Origin of the sequence: Rhizobium sp. ZX09 (assembly GCF_017357485.1) — a bacterium.
Taxonomy (GTDB): domain Bacteria; phylum Pseudomonadota; class Alphaproteobacteria; order Rhizobiales; family Rhizobiaceae; genus Agrobacterium; species Agrobacterium pusense.
On sequence record NZ_CP031363.1, the window covers coordinates 756,659 to 773,009 of the forward strand.

Consider the following 16,351-nt stretch of genomic DNA (forward strand, 5'->3'; position numbering starts at 1 on the left):
GCGATGCGTGTGAGCCCCTTCTTTCGCGGCTAATCTTGACGGATTCGAGGCGGAAAACGCAAAGCCGGCCGTTCAGGGTGCGACATTTTGCGCCACGGCGCAGATAGGTGAAGCAAGAAAAATGATACCTGCGGTTTTAAATGCTGCGATCGAGGCCATTGCCGCCATTTCCGTCGTCATGCGCGTCCTCTTCGATCGTCAGCGTACCGTAGCGGCGGTGCCAGAGCCGCGCGCTGATGGGAATGAAGACGAGATAGGCGGCAACGGTGAGGACCAGCACCTCCCAGGTGAAGCTCATCAGCATGGCCACATAGAGAACGACGACGAGGATCATCGGCAGCACGAGATCGCGGCGGATACGGCTTGTGCCTGATTTTCCCGACCAGACCGGGAGGCGGCTGATGAGGAGATAACCGATCAGCACGGTATAGGCGGCAGCGACATAAGCGAATGGCTTGTCCGGCTCGACGCCGAGGAAGCCGAGATAGACCGGCAGCAGCACCAGCATGGCACCCATCGGGGCAGGGACGCCGACGAAAAACTCGTTCTGCCATGGCGCCTTGACCGGCCGTTCGATCATCACGTTGAAGCGCGCCAGGCGCAGACCCGCGGCGATGACATAGATGAGGGCGGCGATCCAACCGATCGACCGTGCCTGATCGAGAAGATAGGCATAGACCACCAGCGCGGGCGCGACACCGAAATTGACGATATCGGCCAGACTATCCATCTGTTCGCCGAATTTGGACGTCGCTTTCATCATGCGGGCGATGCGCCCGTCTATGCCGTCGAGGAAGGCCGCGAGCAGCACCATGCCAACGGCGAGTTCGAAACGCCCTTCGATGGCCAGCCGCACGCCGCTGAGGCCGGCGCAGATGGCCAGAACGGTGATGAGATTGGGAACAAGCAGGCGAAAGGGAATTTCTCTCAGGCGCGGCCCGCGGCCGCTATCCTTTCTGCCCTCATGTTTTCCGTTCTGCGGCGGTTCGGCGATCGGCGTTTCCATGGCGCATGTCTTTCCTGATCGTCATCAGCCGCGGCGGCTGAGGAGCGGACCCTTGGCGGAACCAAACTCTGCCAGCACGGTCTCGCCGGCGATTGCCGTCTGACCCACGGATACACGCGGCTGGAAGCCTTCCGGGAGGAAGATGTCAAGGCGCGAGCCGAAGCGGATAAGGCCGAAACGCTCGCCGGCATCGACGGGCTCGTTTGGCTTGACCCAGCAGACGATGCGCCGAGCGACCATGCCGGCGATCTGCACCACGCCGACCTTGCCATGCGACGTTTCGATGACGAGGCCGTTGCGCTCATTGTCTTCGGAAGCCTTGTCCACCTCGGCATTGAGAAACAGGCCGGGACGGTAGGCAACATTGACGATGCGGCCGCGGACCGGCGAACGGTTCACGTGGCAGTTGAAGACGTTCATGAACACCGAGATGCGCACCATCGGCTCCTTGCCCAGCTCCAGTTCCAGCGGCGGGATGACGGTCTGTACGGCGGAAACCCTGCCATCGGCGGGGCTGATGATCAGGTCGTCATCCTGCGGCGTCACGCGCTCGGGATCGCGGAAGAAATAGGCGCACCAGGCCGTCAGCACCAGGCCGACCCAGAACAGCGGTTCGGCGATCCAGCCGAGCACCAGCGATGCCACGAAGAAAGCGGCTACGAAGACATAACCTTCCTTGTGGATCGGTACGATGGTGTTGCGAATGGTGTCGAACAGATTCATATGGTTCCTTGCTCCGGTTTTGTCTGTCGCGTCTATATGTGGTCGTGATACGACATGATCCATACGGACGTGCGACAAATTTTGCCTAGCTGGTTACAGCCAAACGGACCGCCCGGCAATGGTCCCCTTGCCATGCGGGGGCCGTTATCAGGCGTTTATGCGCCTCAATGCGCTGGTTCGCCGCGGTCCACGACACCGAGATCGTCGGTTTCGCGAACATGTCGCAGCATCTCTTCGGCCCGGGTAGCTTCGCGCTGGCGGCTCCACATCGAGGCGTAAAGACCGTTCTGGGCCATCAGGGATGTATGCGTGCCGCGCTCCGCGATCAGCCCTTCCTTCAGCACGATGATTTCATCTGCGCCGATCACCGTGGAGAGCCGGTGGGCGATGACCAGTGTGGTGCGGTTTTTCGAAACGATATCAAGCGCGCTCTGGATTTCCTGCTCCGTATGCGTATCGAGCGCCGAGGTCGCCTCGTCGAGGATCAGGATCGGCGGTGCCTTGAGGATCGTCCGGGCAATCGCCACACGCTGCTTTTCGCCACCGGAGAGCTTCAGCCCGCGCTCCCCGACCATGGTGGCGTAGCCATCCGGAAGCTTTCCGATGAAGGCGCTGATCTGGGCTGCATCCGCTGCCGCCGTGATGTCTTCGTCATTCGCCGAAGGGCGGCCGTAACGGATATTGTAGGCCAGTGTATCGTTGAACAGCACCGTATCCTGCGGAACCATGCCGATGACGGAACGGAGGCTCTTTTGCGTCACGTCGCGGACATCCTGCCCGTCAATCGTGATCGCCCCTTCCTGGATATCGTAGAAACGGTAGAGCAGCCGCGAGATCGTTGATTTTCCTGCACCCGAAGGCCCGACAATGGCGATTGTCTTGCCCGCCGGCACGTCGAAGGAAATGCCCTTCAGGATCGGTCTCTCGGCATCATAGGCAAAATGCACGTCGCGGAACGAGATCGCGCCGGGACCGGCGGCGAGCGGCGTCGCACCCGGCCTGTCGGTAACCTCGGCTTCCACTTCCAGAAGCTCGAACATCTGCTCGATATCGGCGAGGCCCTGACGGATTTCGCGATAGACGAAACCGATGAAATTGAGTGGCACGGAAAGCTGCAGCAAAAGTGCATTGATGAAGACGAAATCACCGATCGTCTGTTCGCCGCGCTGCACGGCAAGCGCCGACATCACCATCATGACGGTGGAGCCAAGGCCGAAAATCACACCCTGGCCGAAGTTCAGCCAGCCGAGCGAGGTCCAAATCGAGATCGCCGATTTTTCGTAACGCGCCATTGCGACATCGAAGCGCTGCGCCTCCATCTCTTCATTGCCGAAATATTTGACGGTCTCGAAATTCAGCAGCGAGTCGATTGCCTTGGTATTGGCATCGGTGTCGCTGTCGTTCATCGCGCGGCGGATAGAGATTCGCCAGTTGCTGGCCCGGACAGTGAACCAGATATAGGCCCAGACGGTGATGACCGTGACGAGAACGTAGGAAAAGCCGTAGGACGCCCAGAAGATGATTGCCGTCAGCAGGAATTCGATGAAGGTCGGTGCGGTGTTGAGGATGGTGAAGCGGACAATGGTCTCGATGCCCTTGGTGCCACGCTCGATAACCCGCGAGAGCCCGCCGGTCTTGCGCTCCAGATGGAAGCGCAGCGAAAGCCGGTGCATGTGTACGAATGTTCTGTAGGCCAGCTGGCGGACCGCGTGCTGACCGACGCTGGCAAAAAGCGAATCGCGCAGCTGGTTAAGCCCGACCTGTATCAGCCGCGTCAGATTATAGGCGATGACAAGGGCGACCGCGCCCAGCAGGAAGGCCGGGACCAGCCCCGCCATATCGAGCTTGCCATTCAGCGCGTCCGTCGCCCATTTGAAGAAATAGGGGACGGAGATGAGAACCAGCTTGGCGACAACAAGGTATACGGTGGCCCAGACCACCCGCATCTTCAGATCCCATCGCCCCTCCGGCCACATATAGGGCCAGAGATTGATCAACGTCTGGGTGGGATTGCTGGAATCCGCAGAAATGGTTTTTTTCTTCGTGGCCATCATACTCTCCGGTCACTGCCGGAAGCCGACAGCATGACGGCGGCTTTGGTCAAGCCGCCGCGCGCGTCACAGATAGGATCGTTGCGGATTTACCGCAACGGTTCAGTTGCTCAAGAGCCACCTTTCAGCCGCTTGCGGTGAAGTTCTTCCGCATTCGGCAGGGCCTCTTTCGGCACCCCGAAAATCTGGCCGGGCTCGATCAGGTCAGGGTTTTTGATCTGGTCCTCATTGGCGAGATAGATCGTGGTATAACGGACGCCCTGGCCATAGACGCGGCGCGAAATCTGCCACAGCGTGTCACCACGGCGGATGATGACGCTGTTCTGGCTTTCGGCCAGCGGCGCCTGCTCGAAGGTCTGCGGACCGGCTGGCGCCTGTGGCGTGGGAGCGGGCGGCGCGGTGATGTGGAGTTCGGCAAGCCTGCTGGCCAGCGAAGCCAGCCCCTTGCCGATTGCCGCCACGTCATTCGGCCAGGCTTCGACCGATGTCAGCAGCTGGCGCGCCTTGGCGGCGATGTCGCCGGCGAAGGCTGTGAAATCCGGCTCGGTGGCTGCCGCGGTGCGGAACTCCGAAAGCGATTTCAGCGCAATCACCACGGCGGAGCGGCCGGCTATTGCCTGATCGAGCGCCGGTGTCGCCTGGTCCCTATAGAGATTGGAGAGGATGCCGAAGGCCTTGGCGACATCGGTGCGCAGCTTTTCGAAAGCGGCGCGGTCGCTTGCCGTGCTCTGGTTTTCGGCCGGCGCTGCAGTCGTGGCCGCTGACGAAGAACCAGACGGCGTCTGCATCGCGACGGTTGCCTGGTCGGTCTGCGGCCTTTCGAACGGAACGCGCACGCGCACTTTCGCGGTGCCGTCGGCATTCAGCTCCTCGACGGTGATGATGTGGCTGCCAACGGCGAGATCAACGTCGCCTTCGATGACAAAATGCCCGGAGGCTTCCGTCGTGGCCTTGCCGATTTCCCTGTCATCGACCAGCGCGCGAACCGTCGAACCGGCGGGCGCGGAACCCGCGACGAAAATCTTCGATCCCTCGAACTCGACGGCAGTGACCTGGACGCTCGACGTCAACGGAGCGGCGGCAGCGGCCGCGCCGGCAAGCGGTACGGAGGCCGCATTGGCGTTGGTCGCAGCCGTTGCCGCAGGCTGTTGTGATGGCGTTTGCGGCTGAAGCGCCGGAGGGGCCGCCTCCGGCATGGCGAGGACCCGGCTTGCCTTGCCGGGCTTTGAAACCATGGCCAGAAGCTCGCCGGCCTTGCCTTCCGGAACGGAAACCGTCGCCACTTCCTCAGACTGCGTCGCCTTGCCGGCGGTATCGGTCGAACGCAGCACCAGTTCATGGTCGCCGGGCGGCAGGGGATTGTCGAAAACGGCTGCGAAATCGCCGGAGCCGTCGATCGTTGTCTGGGCGACGACCTTGCCGTTGCTCAGGATTTCAAGTTTCGCACCCGGCTGCGCCTTGCCGGCAACAACCGCCGAACCATCAGGCTCGACGCGCAGGATGTCGAAAGTCGGCGCGCCGGAAGAGGTCTGCGTGGCATCGGCTGGCGCCGCCGCCGGCTTCGCCGCTTCGGGCGCGCCATCGTCGGTGCCGGCGAAGACGCCCGCGAGACGACGCACCTGCGCCGCCGCTGCCGCCGCATTGTCAGGCAGGCCGCGCAGGAAGGCCGTGGTGCGCTCGGCGGCGGTGCGGGCCGTGGTGATGAGCCGCGACGTTGTTTCATCCAGCGACTCGGGAATTTCGATATTCGTCAGTTCCTTGAGCGAGGTCTCGACCTTCTTGCGCGCCGCTGCGAAATCGGCGTCGGAGGGAACCTTGCTGTCGGCGAAAAGCGTGGTCAGATCCTTGATCGACTGTGTGGCGGAAGCCGCCAGACGGCCGACCTTGTCGGCGATATTGGCGGTTTCTTCTGCCGCATCGGACAGGATGTCGCCCGCCTTGTCGGCGCCCATTTCCACGCTGTTCTTCACGGCGTTGCCCGCCTCGTTGATGGCGTCGCCGATCGGCTTGCCGTCGTTTGAAATCCGCGGCAGGACGAAAAAGATCATGAGCAGGGATGCAATCCCCAACACGATCAGCGCCAGCAAACCGGCTTTATTGTTTTTCATCCTGGGTGCTCCGGATAATTCAAGCTTTTCACACGAGTTGAGATTGCTAGCGTCTTACCTAGCGCCAGACAAGCGGTGAGTGGCCAGAAGGCCATATTTGCAAGGGATTTCCCAAATTTTCTTGACGTGCCGCATCGCACATAGTTCCTTCCCTTCATGACGGACAAAAATACAGCGATTCGATCCATCTGCGTTTATTGCGGCTCCCAGCCCGGACGTGATCCCGCCCACATGGAAGCAGGCCGTGCGCTTGGGAAATCCATTGCCGAAAACGGCATTCGCCTGGTTTATGGTGGCGGCACCAAGGGCATCATGGGCGCAGTTGCCAGCGGCGTTCTTTCCAATGGCGGCGAAGTGACGGGCATCATACCGGAATTTCTGGTTGACATGGAGGCAACACGCCATTCTCTCGGACAATTGAACGAGCTTGTCATCACAAAGGACATGCACGAGCGCAAACACATGATGTTCGAGCGCTCGGATGCTTTCGTCACCCTGCCGGGCGGTGTCGGCACGCTGGAAGAGATCGTCGAGATCATGACCTGGGCGCAGCTCGGCCGTCACGCGAAGCCAATGGTCTTCGCCAATATCAACGGTTTCTGGAACCCGATGCTGGAACTCGTGCAACATATGCGCGACCAGGGCTTCATCCACCGTGCGCATCTTCTCAACCCGCTCATCATTGACGAGGTGAAGGACATCGTGCCCGCCATCATCGAGCGCGCGCTGGCGCAGCAGAACCCTGAAGGCGACCCTTCGGTGATTTCGCGCCTGTAGGCCCGGCGATTGTTAACGGCCGCTCGGGCGGCTCGTTACAATTTTAAATGTATATTAATATAGATTTAACCGCGGCATCCTTCCGCCCGTCCTTTTCGTGGCCCGGCGACTGATCATGTGTCACCGTTTCCCAGGCGTTGGTTATCGCGGAATTTTGCTCCGCCGCCTCGGGTTGGTGTCATCGGCAATGATTGCTTTCGTGATGCGGCTGAAGAGCCGGACGCATTTCATTATCAAGAGAAACCCGCTGCGGGGCAGGGAGGTCGTCTTCGGTTCGGTCGCCCGCCGCCGGGCGGAGGCAAAGACGCGGCTTGCGATCGTCATCGCTGTCTTCATTACGATATATGGCGTTGCCGCGGCGCGCCTCGTTCAATATGGGCTCGCCGAACCCGTTTCCACCGCATGGATCAATTCCGGCGTCAACGCCATCGCCTCACGGCCTGACATCGTCGACCGCAACGGCACGCTTCTGGCGACCGATCTCAACATGGTATCGCTTTATGCGGATCCGCGCAGGATCGTCGATCCGGACGAGGTGGTGGAAAAACTCGCGACCGTCATTCCCAATCTGGATTGGCGCGAGACGCATCGTAGATTGCGTTCGGATACAGGCTTCCAGTGGTTGCGACGCCAGCTGACACCGCGGCAGCAGGCGGATATTCTCAATCTCGGCATACCGGGTATCGGTTTCCGCCCGGAAAAACGGCGGTTTTATCCGGGCGGCCCAACCGCTTCGCATATTATCGGCCACGTCAATGTCGACAATCAGGGTCTCGCTGGCATGGAGCGTTACCTGGACCAGCAGGGGCTGGCCGATCTGCGCGCTGTGGGTCTTGCCAGCGGCACGCCACTGGAACCGGTGCGGCTGTCCATCGATCTCAGGGTACAAAACATCGTTCGCGACGTGGTCGTGAAGGCGAAAAGTGCCTATCAGGCCGAAGCCGCCGGTTCGGTGATCCTCGATGTGGAGACGGGCGAAGTGCTGGCCATGGCTTCCGTCCCGGATTACGATCCGAACGAACCTTCCCGCACCCTCGCTGATGGCAGCGTCGACAAGGAGTATGAAAAAGGCTGGTTCAACAGGATGAGCAACGCCACCTTCGAGATGGGCTCCACATTCAAGAGCTTCACGCTCGCCATGGGTCTGGATGCCGGGGCGATTACGCTCAATTCGGTGGTGGATGCGTCGCGGCCGATCCGCATGGGCGGCTTCACCATCAGGGATTTCAAGGGAAGAAACCGGCCGCTCTCCATTCCGGAAGTGTTTCAATTTTCATCGAATATCGGCACGGCGGCGGTGGCTGACAGGGTCGGTGTCGAGGGCCATCAACAATTCCTTACGAAGCTTGGTCTGCTGACCAGAATGGACACGGAAATGCCCGGCGTTGCCACGCCGACCCAGCCGAGAAACTGGAAGAAGATCAATTCCGTCACCATCTCCTTCGGCCATGGCGTTGCTACCACTCCGTTGCAGACGGCGGTGGCCGCTGCAGCCCTTATCAATGGCGGAAGCCTGATCTCACCGACCTTCCTGCCGCGTTCGAAAGAGGCTGCGGCATCGCTCGCGCGCAGCGTCATCAACGACAGGACGAGCGCCGACATGCGTTACCTCTTCAACTGGAACGGCATCAAGGGTTCCGGCCGTGGCGCACAGGTGGAGGGGTTTCATGTCGGCGGCAAGACGGGGACGGCAGACAAGGTGATCAATGGCCGTTACGCCAAGGACATCAATTTCAACGCCTTCGTGGCCGGTTTTCCCATGCACAAGCCGAAATATGTCGTGCTGACCATGATCGATGCGCCAAGGACCGGCGTGAACGGCGGCCGCACGGCAGCCTCGACAGCGGCCCCCATGACGCGCGAGATCATCGCCCAGACGGCGGGCCTCCTCGGTGTCAAGCCGCGCTTCGGCTATGAGGGAAACCCGCAATTGCTGGTGGATTACTGACGCCTGGCTACCTCACTCCTGTCTCAGGGAGCAGGAGTGAGAAAGGATTTGGTCATCGCTTGAGCCGCAGCAGGCTTGAGCCGGTGTAGATCGCAAGCGCCACCCAGATCATTGCGAAAGCCGCCAGACGCACCATGTCGAACGGTTCCTTGAAGACGAAAATGGCTATCAGGAAGATCATCGTCGGCGCGATATATTGCATGATGCCGATGGTGGAGAGCTTCAGCAGTTTCGCACCATTGCCATAGAGAATGAGGGGAACGGCGGTGATGAGGCCGCTTGCCGCCAGAAGCCAGGTATCGGCGGAATTGCCGCCCATGAAATGCGCCTGTCCGCTGAACGCAAGCCAGATCATGACCAGCACGGCGGGAATAGACAGCAGCATGACTTCCAGCAGGAAGCCCTGCGTCGCGCCTATGGGCAGGGTTTTGCGGAAAAAGGCGTAAAAGCCCCAGGAAACGGTGAGCGCGATGGAAACCCACGGCAGGCTGCCCGCATGCCAGGTGAGGATGGCCACCGCAACCGCCACGAGGCTGATGGCGGCGATCTGCGCCGGATAGAGTTTTTCCTTCAGCAGTACGGCACCGAGGAAGATGCTGAACAGCGGATTGATGAAATAGCCGAGCGCGGCATCAAGTGCGCGGCCCGCGCCGATCGACCAGATGTAGACGCCCCAGTTGATACTGATGAGCGCAGCCGTAAGACTCGCCATCGCAAGCATCTTCGGACTTCTCAGCGCCGTACGGATTTCAGCCGTGCGCCCGAGCACGATCAGCACCACCGCTGCGATCGGCACCGACCAGACGACGCGATGCACGATGACCTCGATCGGTGAAATATGTGCAACCGCCTTCATGTAGAAGGGCAGGAAACCCCACAAAAGATATGCGGAAAGCGCGAAAGCAAAACCGCGCGCGCTGTCGCCGCCCTCTTGGGCTGGAAGCGTTTTGTCGAGTGCCATGGGAGTACCGCCAATTGTTCGGATGGCGTTTTATAACGGATCGGCACAATGGCGGCCAATTCATTTCCGTGAAGGGTTCATGAGAAAAACTGCATGAATAAAAGGCGCTTTGCCTTTCAGACGTGCTGATCAGCGCCGGGTAGATGATCCCCGCAGGAAACCCCTGCGTGAATCATCATCTTGTCCTGCCGCCACAACGTGCTGAAATATACTATTTCCCGGCAAAACGGTCGTTAGCGCGGATCAGTTGATCGAGAATGCCGGGCTCGCTCATCGCATGTCCCGCAGCCTCGATAATGTGGAAATCCGCGTCCGGCCAGGCCTTGGCCAGCTGCCAGGCATATTTCAGCGGGCAGGGCATATCGTAACGTCCATGCACGATGACACCGGGAATATTCCTGAGCTTGCCGGCATCGCGCAGCAATTGTCCTTCCTCAAGCCAGCCGCCATTAACGAAGAAGTGGTTTTCGATGCGGGCGAAGGCAATCGCGTATTTGTCTTCACCGAAATCCTCGACGCGGTCGGGATCGGTGACGAGTGCAATGGTCGCGCCCTCCCATTGGCTCCATGCTTTCGCGCATTCCAGCTTCTTCGTTTCGTCAGTGCCTGTGAGATAGCGATTATAGGCCTGCATCATCTCGCCGCGTTCGGATTCGGGAATGGGTGCGATGAATTTTTCCCATTGATCCGGATAGATTTCAGAGACGCCGAACTGGTAGTACCAGTCGAGTTCCGGCCGGGTGACGGTGTAGATACCGCGCAGGACCAGTTCGCTGACGCGGTCCGGATGGGTTTCGGCATAGGCGAGCGCCAGCGTCGAACCCCAGGAGCCGCCGAACACCAGCCATTTCTCAAAGCCGCAGAGTTCACGCAGCCGTTCAATATCGGCAACCAGATGCCATGTGGTGTTGGCTTCGAGTTCCGCGTGTGGCGTGGAGCGACCGCAGCCGCGCTGATCGAACAGGATGACATCGTAAAGATCGGGATCGAATACCCGGCGATGGGTGGGATTTACCCCGCCGCCCGGGCCCCCGTGCAGGAAGACCGCCGGCTTAGCGCCACGTGTGCCCACCCGCTCCCAATAGATCGTGTGGCCGTCACCCACGTCGAGCATGCCGGTCTCGAAGGGTTCGATCTCTGGATAAAAGCCGCGCAATTCTTCAGTCATGTTTTATCGTTCCTCAGGCGGCCATTCGGCCGTGTCATGATCCGGGTGTTGGTAGGAGGTGATCTCGGCCTCATCGACGCCCTGTTCGACTGCCGGTTTGGCGAAGAGTTGCTCGATCCACGGCATACGCTTGTGGATGTTCACCTGCACCTGCGGCTCTATCTTCTCGGGATGGTCGAAAGCGCCGATCGCGATCTCCACGCCGCCGGGATAATGATAGGTCAGCGGTGTGCCGCACTTGTTGCAGAAACCGCGATGGATTTTCTGCGACGAGCGGAAGAGGGCAGGCTGGCCGCGTGTCCAGGTCAGATGTGCCTGATCGGCAGTCACAAGTGCGCCAAAGAAATTGCCGAAATGTTTCTGGCACATGCGGCAGTGGCAGATGGAGGCCCTGCCGAGCTTACCCGCATGGAACCGCACGGCGCCGCACTGGCAGCCGCCGGAAAAACCCGTTTCGCTCATTGTCTGTTCTCCGGTGGCCAGTTTTCGGTGTCGTGGTCGGGGTGCTGATAGGAAACGAGATTGGCAAGGTAGTCCACCTGCGTCAGGTCGTCCTCGGTCGCAACGGCGGGCAGGGTGTGGAGGCTGTCGACAAAATCGATCTTCCGTTCCACGCCCCACTGGATGGTTGGCGGCAGCGCGGCGGGATCGTCGAAGGCGCCGGCCGCCACCGCAATGCCATCCGGGGCCTCATAGGTTAGCGGCGTGCCGCATTCGGGGCAAAAGCCGCGCTTCACGACGCTGGAGGACTGGAAGCGTTTCGGCTCGCCGCGCGTCCATTTGAACTCCACATTGCGAACTGAAACCAGTGGCGCGTAATAAGCCCCGAAAGCCTTCTGGCACATGCGGCAATGGCAGATGGAACTGTCTTTCAGGTCGCCAGTGGCGCGAAAACGGACCGCGCCGCATTGGCATCCGCCGGTATATGTCGTCATCTTCGGTCCTCCCGGATCGTTCTGATAATGTGGAAACAGACATTATCTAAGTCTGTGAGGACCTCGTGGTTCCAGAAGCGGAGGATGGTCCAGCCGTCTTTTTCAAGCCGCACGGTTCTTTCATGATCGTAGTGTAATGCTGCCTCGGATATATGTTGAGAGCCATCGATCTCGATAATAAGTCGATGATCGGAACAGGCGAAATCGACAATAAAACCGGCAATCGGCATTTGTCTGCGGAAACTCAAGCCTTCAAGGCGATGGGCGCGAATTGCGTTCCAGAGTTTCAGCTCGGCATCCGTCATTACTTTCCGCATCTGCTTCGCGTATTTGCGATGCATTGGGTCTACATCTGCATGCGGCATGATCTGGCTCGCCGTTTAGTGCCTCGCCTTAGATTGGTTGAGGGAACTTAAAATCGCAAGCGTATTGTGGTGGGCGAGGATACCCCCCTCTGCCCTGCCGGGCATCTCCCCCACAAGGAGGGAGATCGGCATGACGCGCCTGCGTCGCTCCATTTCGACCGAAGAGAAATGCGGGGCCTAACAACGAGTCGATCTCCCCACCTGTGGGGGAGATGCCCGGCAGGGCAGAGGGGGGTAAACCGCAAGCCGCAGCCTCAAGCGCTGGACGCAAGCCCTACCGCTTCAACTCCCAAGTCGTCGTCCGCTCCCCGGTCTCCTTGTCCTTGCCATCCTTCAACTGAATGCCCTTCTCCGAAAGCTCATCGCGCAACCGATCGGCCTCTGCAAAGTTCTTCGCCTTCAGCATTTCCAGACGCAATTCCACCAGAGCGTTGACCGCCGAAACGATGGCCTCGTCCATTTCAGTTTTCTTCGGCAGCACGCCCAAGAGGGCAGCACTCGCCGCGAAGGCCGGCAGCTTGGATGGGTCCACATTGGCCGCGTGTGCCGATGCGTGCAGCGCCTGCACGGCCGCAACGGTGTTGAGATCGTCGGCAAGCGCCTCGAGCACGGTTTCATCCGGCGCGGCATCGGAGGCTTCCGCCGCCGGCCATTTGGCGAGCAGGCGTTCGGCCTCTTCCAGACGCTTTACCGAAAAATCGATCGGCTCTCTATAATGCGTCATCAGCATCGCAAGACGCAGAACCTCGCCCGGCCATTTCCGGCCGCCGAATTTCTCCGTGTGCAGCAATTCATAGATCGTCACGAAGTTGCCCTCGGACTTCGACATCTTGCGGCCTTCCACCTGCACAAAGCCGTTATGCATCCACACGTTCGCCATGACATGCGTGCCGTGCGCGCAACGGGACTGGGCAATTTCGTTCTCGTGATGTGGGAAGATGAGGTCGAGCCCGCCGCCGTGAATGTCGAAAACGTCACCGAGGTAGCGGCCGGACATCGCGGAGCATTCGATATGCCAGCCGGGACGGCCGCGGCCCCAAGGGCTTTCCCAGCCGGGCTCGTTGTGGGAGGAAAGCTTCCACAGCACGAAATCGCCGGGGTTCTTCTTGTGGGCATCCACCGCCACGCGCGCGCCCGCCTGCTGCTCGTCCAGCGGACGCTTCGAAAGCTGCCCGTAATCCGGCATGGAGCGAGTGTCGAACAAGACCTCGCCACCGGCCGCATAGGCGTGGCCGCGTGCGATCAGTTTCTCGATGATGTCGATCATCTGTGCGATATTGTCAGTCGCGCGCGGTTCGACACTTGGCTGAAGGCAGCCCAGTGCCGCGACGTCCGCATGGAACTGGTCAGCCGTCTTTTCCGTCACGGCGTGGATGGCATCGTTGAGCGGCAGATGCGGATAGTCCCGCAGCGCCCGCGCATTGATCTTGTCATCAACGTCAGTGATGTTGCGGGCATAGGTGACGTGATTTTCGCCATAGACATGGCGCAGCAGCCGGAAGAGAACATCGAACACGATGACGGGTCGCGCGTTGCCGATATGGGCGAAATCATAGACCGTCGGGCCGCAGACATACATGCGCACGTTTTCAGGATCGATGGGCGCAAATTCCGCCTTTTCGCGGGTCAGCGTGTTGTGAAGTTTCAGGCGCAAGGACATGCGGCAATTCCCTAGAGGCAGTCAGTTGTCCTGACCGGGCCGTTTGTCTGTAAGACCTTGCGGGAGACGAAAACGAGCCGGCCGGTGGCGAACCAGCAAAATTATTTCAGCAGCAGGTGCAGATCGTCGTTTTCATGACTTGCGTTATGGCGCGGCGGTCATGCGCGGTCAAGCGTTTCTCTCGTGACGTTGGCTGACCCGCCGACCGGCATCACTCCGGCGGACGGTAATCCACGAACCGGTTTTCCCGGACCAGGAAGAGCTTGCCGGTCTCTTTGAGATCGGGCGAAGCAAGCGGCAGGATGGCAGCGGCTACCTCTGACGGATGCGGCACGGTGGCGGGATCTTCGCCGGGCATGGCCTGCGCGCGCATTGCCGTGCGCGTGGCGCCGGGATTGATGCTGTTGACGCGAAGCGCGCTCTTCTGCGTCTCCGCCGCCCAGGTGCGGGCAAGTGCTTCCACAGCTGCCTTGGAGGTGGAGTAGACGCCCCAGAAGGGGCGACAGCTATGAGCGGCACCCGAGGACAGGATCAATGCCCGACCGGCGTCAGATTTGAGAAGCAGCGGCTCGACCGAGCGGATCAGCCGCCAGGTGGCGGTGACGTTGATGGTCATGACCCTTTCGAAAACCTTTGCCTCGATATGGCCGACCGGCGAGATGACGCCGAGGACACCGGCATTGGCGACCAGAATATCCAGCTTGCCCCAGCGCTCGTAGATATTGGCGCCCAGCGCATCGATGGCTTTCATGTCGGAGAGATCGAAGGGAACCAGCGTCGCGGTGCCGCCGACGGCCTTGATGGCGTCGTCCAGTTCCTCAAGGCCGCCCACCGTTCGGGCGCAGGCGATGACATGCGCGCCGGCCCTGGCGAGTTCCAGCGCGGTGAAATAGCCGATGCCGCGCGACGCGCCGGTGACGAGAGCGATGCGGCCCTTGAGATCGATAGTCATGGTCTCCCCCGAAATGATTGCGCTTCCTTGTACGAAGCCGCAGCCGCCTGCTGCAAGCAATTAAATTGCCGCAGCTCGCGGGCTGATAAAAGGCAAGAAAAAAGCGGCCACCGGAGACCGGTGGCCGCTTGTTCTGTCGGGATTATCAGCCGTTGCTGGCCAGCATGGAAATCTTGCTGCCCATCGCCTCGCCGTTCTTGTCGAGGAGGCGGGTCGGATAATCGCCGGTGAAATAGTGGTCGGTGAACTGCGGCCGCGCCGGATTGCGGTTTTCACCGCCCACCGCGCGATAAAGCCCGTCGATCGACAGGAACGCCAGCGAATCGGCGCCGATATATTTCGCCATCGCCTCGACATCCGCATACTGGTTCGCCAGCAGCTTGTCGGCATCAGGTGTGTCGATGCCGTAGAAATCCGGATGGAAGATCATCGGGCTGGCAACGCGGATATGCACTTCCTTGGCGCCGGCCTCGCGGATCATCTGCACGATCTTGACCGAGGTCGTGCCGCGCACGATGGAATCGTCCACCAGCACCACGCGCTTGCCTTCGATCATCGCCCGATTGGCGGAATGCTTGAGCTTGACACCGAAGGCGCGGATCTGCTGGGTCGGCTCGATGAAGGTGCGGCCGACATAATGGTTGCGGATGATACCGTATTCGAAGGGAATGCCGCTCTCCTGCGCAAAACCGAGCGCTGCCGGCGTGCCGCCATCGGGAACCGGAACCACGACGTCGGCTTCGAGCGGTGCTTCCTTGGCAAGGTTCATGCCCATGTTCTTGCGCGTCGTGTAGACGTTGCGGCCGCCAACGACGGAATCGGGGCGGGCGAAATAGACATATTCGAACAGGCAGAGACGCTCGGGCTGCGGTTTCGAGGGCTTGCGCGCATCGATGGTGATCGAACCGTCAGGCTGGATCTCGCAGATGATGACTTCGCCGTTTTCAACGTCGCGCACGAATTTCGCGCCGATGATATCGAGAGCACAGGTCTCCGAGCAGAAGATAGGCTTGCCGTCCAGCTCGCCCATGACCAGCGGGCGGATACCGATCGGGTCACGCGCGGCAATCAGCTTGGTGCGGGTCATCGCCAGCATCGAATAACCGCCTTCCATCTGCCTGATGGCATCGATGAAACGGTCGGCGGTGGAGGAATGACGGGAGCGGGCGATGAGGTGAAGAACGACTTCGGTATCCGAGGTCGACTGACAGATGGCGCCCGTCGCAATGATCTGGCGGCGCAGCGTCAGGCCGTTGGTGAAGTTGCCGTTATGGGCAATCGAAATACCGCCTTCTTCCAGTTCGGCAAACAGCGGCTGTACGTTGCGCATCGCCACTTCGCCCGTGGTGGAATAACGGGTGTGGCCGATGGCGATGGAGCCGGGCAGGCGGGCAAGCGTTGCCGGATCGGTGTAATGATCACCGACGAGGCCCATATGGCGTTCCTGATGAAAGCGCTTGCCATCGAAGGAGACGATGCCGGCTGCTTCCTGGCCGCGATGCTGCAGGGCATGCAGGCCAAGCGCGGTCAGCGCCGAGGCGTCGGCATGGCCGAGAATGCCGAAAACGCCGCATTCTTCATGCAGCGTATCGCCGTCGATCTCTTCCTTGAAAGTGGTCCCATGGAATGTGGAATGCGAAAGCGGCTCAATCATCCGGCTTGCCCTTGCTCTCTACCGAGAAAAAAGAAAGACCTCG

The 16,351-nt window shown here is 60.3% G+C and carries 14 protein-coding genes; 2 read left to right on the top strand and 12 right to left on the bottom strand.

What is annotated here, in order from left to right; all coding sequences use genetic code 11:
• Positions 1 to 136: 136 nt before the first annotated feature.
• The 4 genes from pssA to BTN45_RS03705 all read right to left on the bottom strand — a co-directional run bounded on the left by pssA (position 137) and on the right by BTN45_RS03705 (position 5,888).
• Positions 137 to 1,006 carry a CDP-diacylglycerol--serine O-phosphatidyltransferase gene (pssA, locus tag BTN45_RS03690; protein ID WP_004440987.1) on the bottom strand — a complete coding sequence of 290 codons (870 nt, stop codon included), beginning with the start codon at positions 1,004 to 1,006 and terminating at the stop codon, positions 137 to 139.
• Between the two features lie 24 nt (positions 1,007 to 1,030).
• On the bottom strand, positions 1,031 to 1,792 hold the full coding sequence (locus BTN45_RS03695) for a phosphatidylserine decarboxylase (protein ID WP_153775372.1): 762 nt from the start codon (positions 1,790 to 1,792) through the stop codon (positions 1,031 to 1,033).
• A gap of 101 nt (positions 1,793 to 1,893) precedes the next feature.
• Entirely contained in the window at positions 1,894 to 3,780 is a 1,887-nt protein-coding gene (locus tag BTN45_RS03700; protein ID WP_207588988.1) for an ABC transporter ATP-binding protein/permease, read from the bottom strand.
• Between the two features lie 110 nt (positions 3,781 to 3,890).
• On the bottom strand, positions 3,891 to 5,888 hold the full coding sequence (locus tag BTN45_RS03705; protein ID WP_207588995.1) for a LysM peptidoglycan-binding domain-containing protein: 1,998 nt from the start codon (positions 5,886 to 5,888) through the stop codon (positions 3,891 to 3,893).
• 156 nt (positions 5,889 to 6,044) lie between these two features.
• On the opposite strand from BTN45_RS03705, the gene BTN45_RS03710 reads away from it, so the two are divergent.
• Both BTN45_RS03710 and BTN45_RS03715 read left to right on the top strand, forming a co-directional pair.
• Complete coding sequence (locus tag BTN45_RS03710) at positions 6,045 to 6,665, top strand: TIGR00730 family Rossman fold protein (protein ID WP_207589000.1); 621 nt, start codon at positions 6,045 to 6,047, stop codon at positions 6,663 to 6,665.
• Positions 6,666 to 6,852: 187 nt separating this feature from the next.
• Entirely contained in the window at positions 6,853 to 8,613 is a 1,761-nt protein-coding gene (locus tag BTN45_RS03715; protein WP_207589001.1) for a penicillin-binding protein 2, read from the top strand.
• 52 nt (positions 8,614 to 8,665) lie between these two features.
• Here BTN45_RS03715 and rarD read toward each other — a convergent pair whose 3' ends face one another.
• The 8 genes from rarD to purF form a co-directional block, all read right to left on the bottom strand.
• Positions 8,666 to 9,574, bottom strand: coding sequence for an EamA family transporter RarD (rarD, locus tag BTN45_RS03720; protein WP_034495824.1), 909 nt, complete (start codon positions 9,572 to 9,574; stop codon positions 8,666 to 8,668).
• A 211-nt stretch (positions 9,575 to 9,785) separates the two neighbouring features.
• Positions 9,786 to 10,742: a prolyl aminopeptidase gene (gene pip / locus BTN45_RS03725; protein WP_006700141.1), complete on the bottom strand. Its 957-nt coding sequence runs from the start codon at positions 10,740 to 10,742 to the stop codon at positions 9,786 to 9,788.
• 3 nt (positions 10,743 to 10,745) lie between these two features.
• Positions 10,746 to 11,204: a GFA family protein gene (locus BTN45_RS03730; protein WP_004441005.1), complete on the bottom strand. Its 459-nt coding sequence runs from the start codon at positions 11,202 to 11,204 to the stop codon at positions 10,746 to 10,748.
• Positions 11,201 to 11,677 (bottom strand): GFA family protein, encoded by a 477-nt coding sequence (locus tag BTN45_RS03735; RefSeq protein ID WP_077987765.1) that lies wholly within the window; start codon positions 11,675 to 11,677, stop codon positions 11,201 to 11,203. Before BTN45_RS03735 ends, BTN45_RS03730 begins: the two co-directional genes overlap by 4 nt.
• The gene (locus tag BTN45_RS03740) at positions 11,674 to 12,042 is read right to left on the bottom strand and encodes a DUF559 domain-containing protein (RefSeq protein WP_207589002.1); all 369 of its coding nucleotides are present in this window, start codon (positions 12,040 to 12,042) and stop codon (positions 11,674 to 11,676) included. Before BTN45_RS03740 ends, BTN45_RS03735 begins: the two co-directional genes overlap by 4 nt.
• A gap of 274 nt (positions 12,043 to 12,316) precedes the next feature.
• Positions 12,317 to 13,702, bottom strand: coding sequence for a cysteine--tRNA ligase (gene cysS / locus BTN45_RS03745; RefSeq protein ID WP_207589004.1), 1,386 nt, complete (start codon positions 13,700 to 13,702; stop codon positions 12,317 to 12,319).
• Positions 13,703 to 13,913: 211 nt separating this feature from the next.
• On the bottom strand, positions 13,914 to 14,654 hold the full coding sequence (locus BTN45_RS03750; protein ID WP_006700145.1) for an SDR family NAD(P)-dependent oxidoreductase: 741 nt from the start codon (positions 14,652 to 14,654) through the stop codon (positions 13,914 to 13,916).
• Positions 14,655 to 14,799: 145 nt separating this feature from the next.
• Entirely contained in the window at positions 14,800 to 16,308 is a 1,509-nt protein-coding gene (purF, locus tag BTN45_RS03755; protein ID WP_077982580.1) for an amidophosphoribosyltransferase, read from the bottom strand.
• Positions 16,309 to 16,351: the final 43 nt, after the last annotated feature.